General features: G+C 59.6%; 6 protein-coding genes. 3 read left to right on the top strand and 3 right to left on the bottom strand.

Features of this window, described 5'->3' with window-relative positions; genetic code table 11:
• Positions 1-1,942, top strand: a 1,942-nt coding sequence (locus VN623_RS09870) for a TonB-dependent receptor (RefSeq protein ID WP_325570588.1), incomplete at its 5' end; no start/stop codon positions are given.
• A gap of 61 nt (positions 1,943-2,003) precedes the next feature.
• Here the strand turns inward: VN623_RS09870 and VN623_RS09865 are convergent.
• A complete protein-coding gene (locus tag VN623_RS09865; protein WP_325570586.1) occupies positions 2,004-2,519 on the bottom strand; it encodes a VOC family protein in 516 nt (171 codons plus the stop codon).
• A 141-nt stretch (positions 2,520-2,660) separates the two neighbouring features.
• On the opposite strand from VN623_RS09865, the gene VN623_RS09860 reads away from it, so the two are divergent.
• Both VN623_RS09860 and mddA read left to right on the top strand, forming a co-directional pair.
• Positions 2,661-4,292, top strand: a complete 1,632-nt coding sequence (locus tag VN623_RS09860) for an NAD(P)/FAD-dependent oxidoreductase (RefSeq protein WP_325570584.1) — start codon at positions 2,661-2,663, stop codon at positions 4,290-4,292.
• 146 nt (positions 4,293-4,438) lie between these two features.
• Entirely contained in the window at positions 4,439-5,170 is a 732-nt protein-coding gene (mddA, locus tag VN623_RS09855; protein ID WP_325570582.1) for a methanethiol S-methyltransferase, read from the top strand.
• Between the two features lie 41 nt (positions 5,171-5,211).
• Here the strand turns inward: mddA and VN623_RS09850 are convergent, their stop codons facing one another.
• Complete coding sequence (locus VN623_RS09850; protein WP_325570580.1) at positions 5,212-5,943, bottom strand: carbonic anhydrase; 732 nt, start codon at positions 5,941-5,943, stop codon at positions 5,212-5,214.
• A gap of 60 nt (positions 5,944-6,003) precedes the next feature.
• Positions 6,004-7,135: aromatic ring-hydroxylating dioxygenase subunit alpha (locus VN623_RS09845; RefSeq protein ID WP_325570578.1), on the bottom strand; the 1,132-nt coding region annotated here is incomplete at its 5' end.

Below are 7,135 nucleotides of genomic sequence, written 5' to 3'. Positions count from 1 at the left end.
ATTCTACGATATCGAACGCGTCGAAGTCCTGCGCGGCCCGCAAGGCACGCTTTATGGGCGCAACTCCGTCGGCGGTTCGATCAACGTCATCACCAACAAGCCGACCGACACACTGGGCGGCAGCGTGGATGCTCTGGTCGGCGACTATGCGGCACACATCTTCCGCGGCTGGGTAAACGCGCCGCTGATCGATGAGCCGGGCGGCTTCAAGATGTATGCGCGCATCACCGGCGTGTCAGCTCAGCATGGTCCCTACACAAAAAATCTCTCGACCGCCCCGACGGCAACGCACACCGCGGACGCGCAGGATTTTCTGATGATACGCGGCCAGTTGTACCTGGAGTTTTCACCGGATCTGAACGCGTACCTCTCGGCGAGCACGACGAGCAATGATGATCCGGTCGGAACGACCGAAGCGTGGTGGGAGACGCCCACCCGTTTCCTCTTCGGCAACGCGCCAAATCCGCCGCTTGGGCCCGGAAACCAGACCATCGCAATCGGTTCGCCCTGCGACTTCAGCACGCGGGCGAAATTCAGACCGCGCACCATGTGCGAGGACTTTCCGGAAATCGCCTCCAACCACGTCTCGCTCTATGCCGGTACCGTGAACTGGAATCTGGGCTGGGCCTCACTCACCTCGGTGACGGGCTACGCCACCAGTAGAGTCAGCCAGACCAGCGACGGCGACGGTTCCGACATTCCCTTGGCGATGGGGACGGCCTGGCTTCTCAAACAAAGCCAGATCTCGGAAGAAGTGCGGCTGGCGTCGAACGATGAAACCTCGCCGCTGAAATGGATCGCGGGCATCTACTATTTCTGGGCGAACAATTTCGAGAACTTCGCCTATATCGACACCGGCTTGAACGACACGTTCCCATTCCCAGGTGTCGTCGACGAATTCACCTTCCTCAGTCACGGCTTCACCAAGACCGAGGCCGTCGCTCCGTTCGGTCAGATTGACTATGACCTGGCCAAGACGTCGATGGATATTCCGCTGACACTCACGCTCGGCGCGCGTTACAGCGACGACCGGAAATACGGATTCAACTTCCTCAATTTCGAGTTGCCGGCGCTTGGCGCGGCCTTTCCGTCATCGGGTCCGTTCTCGAAGAGTTGGGGGCAGTGGACCGGCAAGGGCGGTGTTACCTGGCAAGTCGATGACGACGTCATCGCCTATGCCTCGGCGTCGCGCGGCTATCTGTCGGGCGGCAACATCATCGGCCTCGCAAACATCTATGGACCAGAGACGATGTGGTCTTACGATGTCGGCATGAAGTCGCGCTTCTGGGACGACCGCGTTCAGTTCAACGTCGCGGCGTATCATGAAGAAATCAATCATCTGCAGGTGTTCATCCAGAGCTCGACGCAGTCGGGCATCAACAACGTCAACGGCATCACGCAGGTGAACGGCGTCGAACTCGAGTTGGACGCCATCCCGATTGAGGATCTACGCGTCAACGCAACGGTCAATATCAATCGCTCCACCTATGGAAACTACTTCACGACGGACACGCGCTTTGGTGTGCCGCCGCCGGGTTGCACATTTGGGCCGTTAGGCAACCTCTGCAACTTCCGCGGCCATACGCTCAATCAGACGCCGCCCTATACCGTCGATCTGGGCGCCCAATATACGTTCCACACCGAATTCGGGACGGTCACGCCGCGCGTCGACAGCTTCATCTCGGGCAAGGTGCAGTTCCTGCCGGACAACTTCATCACCTCGCAGCAGAAGCCCTATACGCTCACCAATCTGCACCTGACCTGGATCTCGAACGACGGGCACTACAAGGCGGAAGCCTTCGTCAACAACATCGAGAACGCCGATGTCATCTCCAACGACGGGTTGCAGTCGATCACGACTGGTCAAAGTTTGTTGGAACCTGACAATTTCGCCTATTACCCGCCACGCACAGTCGGCTTCCGGTTTGGCGTAACCTATTAGACCGGGAGGGCGGCGAGCGGCTGGCTGAGTTGCCAGCCGCTTGTTCGCCGTTTTTCAGATCTCAGCATTTGACGCCAGGCGTGAACACTTCCTTGATTTTGGAATGACGCAGCCCCGGCTCCAGTTCGATCATTTCGATCAGGGTGCCGTTCGGATCATAGGCGACGATGCAGCCCGTAATGCCGGCTTCGGGAATCGAGGTCGGCTCTTCGGTCGTGAACCTGACGCCTTTGGCCTTCAGGTCTTTGTGGGCTTGGCGAACGTTTTCCGTTCGGAATGCAATCACCCGGGGAATTGTGGTCGGCGACGGCGTGGGAAACGCGGCCCTCGGTTCCAGCCATTCGATGATATCGAGCATCGGTCCATCGGGATCGCTCGGCAGGATCATCAGCACTCCTCGGCCCTTGGGATTGGGAACGAGGGCGAAGGATGCGCCGCTGCCGTCGGGCCATACTGCGTCGCGCCGATCGCTTACGATGGTGAAGCCGAGCATCTCGTAGAACGTGACAGTCTCGCCGACGTTCTTGGCGTTGATGATGGTGTGATAAAGGTGCTTGAGGCGCCATTGCTCGGCCATGTGCTCTCCAGGAGGCATTTCGCGGCGATCATATAACGGTCGTTATGCTTGTGAAGCGGCATTCCGGCCGGTCTTGACTCGAACGGGCGCGTCCTTAAATGTAACGTCCGTTATAATTAGAACCGCAAGGGCGGCGCTGTAATGCGCGAACACTCAAGCCACTATGATGTCGTCGTCGTCGGCGCGGGATTTGCCGGCCTTTATGCGCTCTACAAGTTCCGTGCACTCGGTTTTCGCGTGCTTGCCTTCGAGAAAGGCAGCGATGTCGGAGGCGTGTGGTACTGGAACCGTTATCCCGGTGCACGCTGCGATTGCGAAAGCTATTACTACTCCTACTCCTTCTCGAAGGAGTTGCAGGATGAATGGGACTGGAGCCTGCACTATTCGGAACAGCCGGAGATTTTGTCCTATCTGGGCCATGTCGCAGACCGCTTTGCGCTGAGGCCCCACATCCGTTTCGACACGGCGGTTGAAACTACAACCTTCGACGAAGCAGAGGGACATTGGAGGATCACCGCAAGCCGGGGCGACGCCGTCACGGCCAACTTCATCGTTACGGCTGCGGGCTGCCTCTCCGAAATCCAGCGCCCGGACATTCCCGGCCTCGACAGCTTTGCCGGCGAAATCTACTTCACCGCCGCTTGGCCACCGCAAGGTGTGGACTTCACAGGGAAGAAAGTGGGGGTGATCGGCACGGGTGCATCCGGCGTCCAAGCCATTCCGCGCATTGCCAAACAGGCGAAACATCTCACCGTCTTCCAGCGCACCGCCAATTGGGTCGTGCCGGTGTGGAATGCGCCCATGAAGGCGGAATTCGTCGAATGGGTGAAGAGCCACTACGACGAGATCCGTAAGAACTGTCTCTCGTCCGGCGGCGGTGTGCCATTCGAGGTCAGCCATACGCGCGCCGGCGATGTCTCGCCTTCCGAGCAACAAAGCATTCTCGAAAGGGCGTGGGCCGTCGGCGGAACGCGCTTTTTTGCGCAATCGTTTTCCGATCTGCTCACCGACCAACAAGCCAACGATGCCGCCGCGCGATTCGTGGCGAAATATATTCGCGGCATCGTCAAGGATCCCGCCGTCGCCGAAATGCTGATTCCGACCGACCATCCGATCGGAACCAAGCGTCCGCCGATGGATGACGATTACTATCTGACCTTCAATCGGCCCCATGTGAGGCTCGTCGATATTCGTCGCTCCCCGATCGTGGGAATCGACGGCAAAACGCTGCGCACGAAGGACGACACATACGAACTCGACGCACTGGTTCTTGCGACCGGCTTCGACGCGATCACCGGTCCATTGCTCGCGATCGATTTTCGCGGACGTGGCGGGCTGCGCTTGCGCGACAAATGGGCGAGCGGAGCGCGAACCTATCTCGGCCTTGGAACTGTGGGTTTTCCCAATCTTTTCACCATCACCGGGCCGCTCAGTCCGTCCGTTCTCGCCAATATGCCGACGGCGATCGAACAGCATGTCGATTGGATCGGCGACTGTTTGGTGTACATGCGCGATCACGATCTCGCGGTTATCGAGGCGACGGCCGACGCTGAGGATGGCTGGGTCGCGCACATCGCCGAAGTTGCGATGGGCACGCTCTATCCCAAGGCGAATTCCTGGTATCTCGGCTCCAACATTCCAGGGAAGCCCAGGCAGTTCGGAGTCTATCTCGGCGGCTTCAACACCTATCGCGAACGCTGCAACGCGATTGCCCAAAGCGGATATGAGGGCTTCACGCTTCGCCAGGCTGCCGCTGCAACGTCGCGGCTCTAGCCTTACCAAGCCTCTGATAAATAAAACGAATCACGAGCGCCACATACTATGGCCTCGTCCGCGCCCAATCATTAAAACAAATTCAGGCTTTGTCCCGGCGCCTGTATAGTTCGTCTGCCATTGAGACATGGAACTGGGGGTTTCATATGGGTCGCTTCTTCGCATTCGCTTATGGTCTTTTGACCTACGTCATCTTCTTCGTGACTTTTGTCTATGCGATCGGCTTCGTCACGGGTCTCGTCGTGCCCAAGACGATCGACACGGGCGCGGTGGTGCCGCTCGCCGAAGCCATCATCGTCAATCTCGTCTTGATGTCCGTTTTCGCTATCCAGCACAGCGTGATGGCGCGCCAAGGCTTCAAACAATGGTGGACGAAGTTCGTGCCGAAGTCGGTCGAACGCAGCACCTATGTCTTGTTCGCGAGCCTGGCGCTCATTCTTCTGTTCTGGCAATGGCGCCCGATCCCGACAGTCGTGTGGAGTATCGCGAATCCGAGCCTTGCAATGATCGTGCTTGGTCTCTCGATCGTCGGCTTCCTTCTCGTGCTGTCGAGCACGTTCCTCATCAATCATTTCGAACTGTTCGGGCTGCACCAGGTCGTCAACAATTTGGCCGGTCGCGAGATGCCGGCGCCGCGCTTCTACACGCCGCTCTTCTACAAGTTCGTGCGCCACCCCCTCTATCTGGGGTTCATCATCGCGTTCTGGGCGGCGCCGACCATGACGGTCGGACATCTCTTGTTCGCAGCGGTCACGACGGCCTACATCCTCGTCGCCATCGTGCTCGAAGAGCGCGATCTGGTGAATCTCTTCGGCGACGAATACCGCAAATATCGCAGTCGCGTTCCGATGCTGCTGCCCTGGCGCGGCTCGCTTTAAGATTGGATGACAGAAACGGCGGCGCCGGTGCGGCGCCGTCGTCAGGCCACGATGTCGACGCGTCCGTCCGCCAGGCGATAAACCGCGCCCACAATCTTCAGCTTTGCCGCCGTCACGCTCGCGTTCAGGATCGGTGCCGCGCCTTTCAGCTTCTGCACCGTGTCGCTGACATTCTGCCTGATGGCGTTGTCGAGGAGATCGCCGGGTTTCCCCTGGCTTGCCTTGACGGCCGGCGTAAGGTTCGCCACCAGCGAAGGCAGATGGCCGGGAAGGGTGGTGTTGTCTCTCAAGGACTCGATCGTCGAGGAGACTGCACCGCAGGCACTGTGGCCAAGGACCATGATAAGCGGCGTCTTCAAAACCGCCACCGCATATTCCAAGCTCGCCACAATGTCGTCGTTGGCGAAGTTTCCGGCGACTCGGCAGACGAAGAGATCGCCACGCGCACTATCAAAGGCGAGTTCCGGCGCGATGCGCGAATCGGCACAGCTGAGGATCGCAGCATAGGGGTTCTGGCCTTTCGCCAACGGCTCACGCTCGTTCCTGAAGTCGTGGCGCCGCATGACGCCCTCGACGTAGCGCTTGTTGCCGGCAGCCAGAAGCGCGAGTGCGGCGTCCGGCGTGACCACATTCTGCGGCTTCGGCGGAGCTTTTACCTCGGCGGCCAAGGCGTTGCCGGCAAGCGCGTATCCTGCCGTCGCCGCCGCACCCAGAAGACTCAGGAATCCCCGTCGCGAATTCTCCTGTTGCGGCTGTTCGCACATCTGACACATCGGCCCCTCCCCAGTTGGCATTGCGAAGTCGATGCATCAGGGCGTGCGGACAAGACTAAGTCAATGGCCCCGCGCTTCGGGCAAGGCTTCGCGCAGGCGTTGCGCAAATGCGGCGAGGCACACTTCGGACTTGGAGAGCGGGCCGCTCGAATAGCTCGACGAACTCATGCCGGACTGAACGCGCGCCACCAGGACTGTGTCCTCGGCATTGACCTGCCGATTGATGCGCCAATTGAGATAGCGCGCGGCATGCACCTCGCGCCTTTTGTCGGGCAATGCATAGGCGATTTCACGGATCAAGGTTTCAGTCGGTGAAATGGGCACGAACTGCATGAAATCGACCTGGTCGGGATAGACATCGAAGGCGACATTCGGCCAGAGCCGGTAATAGCTCCACACGCGCCTTTGCTCATCCGGAAGATGATCGAACATCGGCAAAAGCGATTGGTAGAAGCGCTCGGAGGGATTCGAAGACGGACGTTCCGTGATCCGACCCTCCATTTTGTCGACCCAGCGCTTGGCCTCGAGCGTGTAGCTGCCGGCAAAAAGACGGGTCAGTCCCGGATGGGCCACGGGGATATGCAGCCCGTCGCCGTAATTGTCGGCGACATTCTTCCAGTTCACGCCGCGTGGACGAAATGTGACGCGGCCCTGAGGCCACAACTCTTCGAATCTGTGCGGTGCGATGTCGGCGTCGTAAGGCGCCATCATCTCCGCGATCGTCGGCCCACTGCGTTCGCGGCGCACGAAGACAAAGCCCCTCCAGATTTCCTGATCGAGCGCGACCAATCCATGCTTTGCGAGGTTCAGGTCCTCGAGACCTTGCCAGGGCGGCACTGCCTTCAGCGAACCGTCGAGCGCGTAGCTCCAGGCGTGATAGGGGCAGACGAGACGGTGGCCGCAATTGCCGCTTGCGCCATCGGCAAGACGCGAGCCGCGATGGCGGCAGACATTGTGGAAACTGCGCACCACGCCATCTGCGCCGCGCAGCGCCAGGAACTTTTCGCCCAGGATGTCGAGCGCGTGATAGTCGCCGGCGTTACGGATATCGTTCACGTGACAGATGAGATGCCAGGACTTGGCGAAGAGCTTTTGCCGCTCGGCGTCGAAGAAACCGGCATCTTGATAAACACGGGCCGGCAGGCTCTCGCCCTCGGCCGTCCCGATTGTCCGCCCGGCGAGCGTCACGAAG

It is taken from the genome of Hyphomicrobium sp. (genome assembly GCF_035572195.1).
GTDB lineage: Bacteria > Pseudomonadota > Alphaproteobacteria > Rhizobiales > Hyphomicrobiaceae > Hyphomicrobium_B.
Note: the sequence above shows the minus strand (reverse complement) of the source record. Positions and strands in the feature narration are given on the sequence as shown.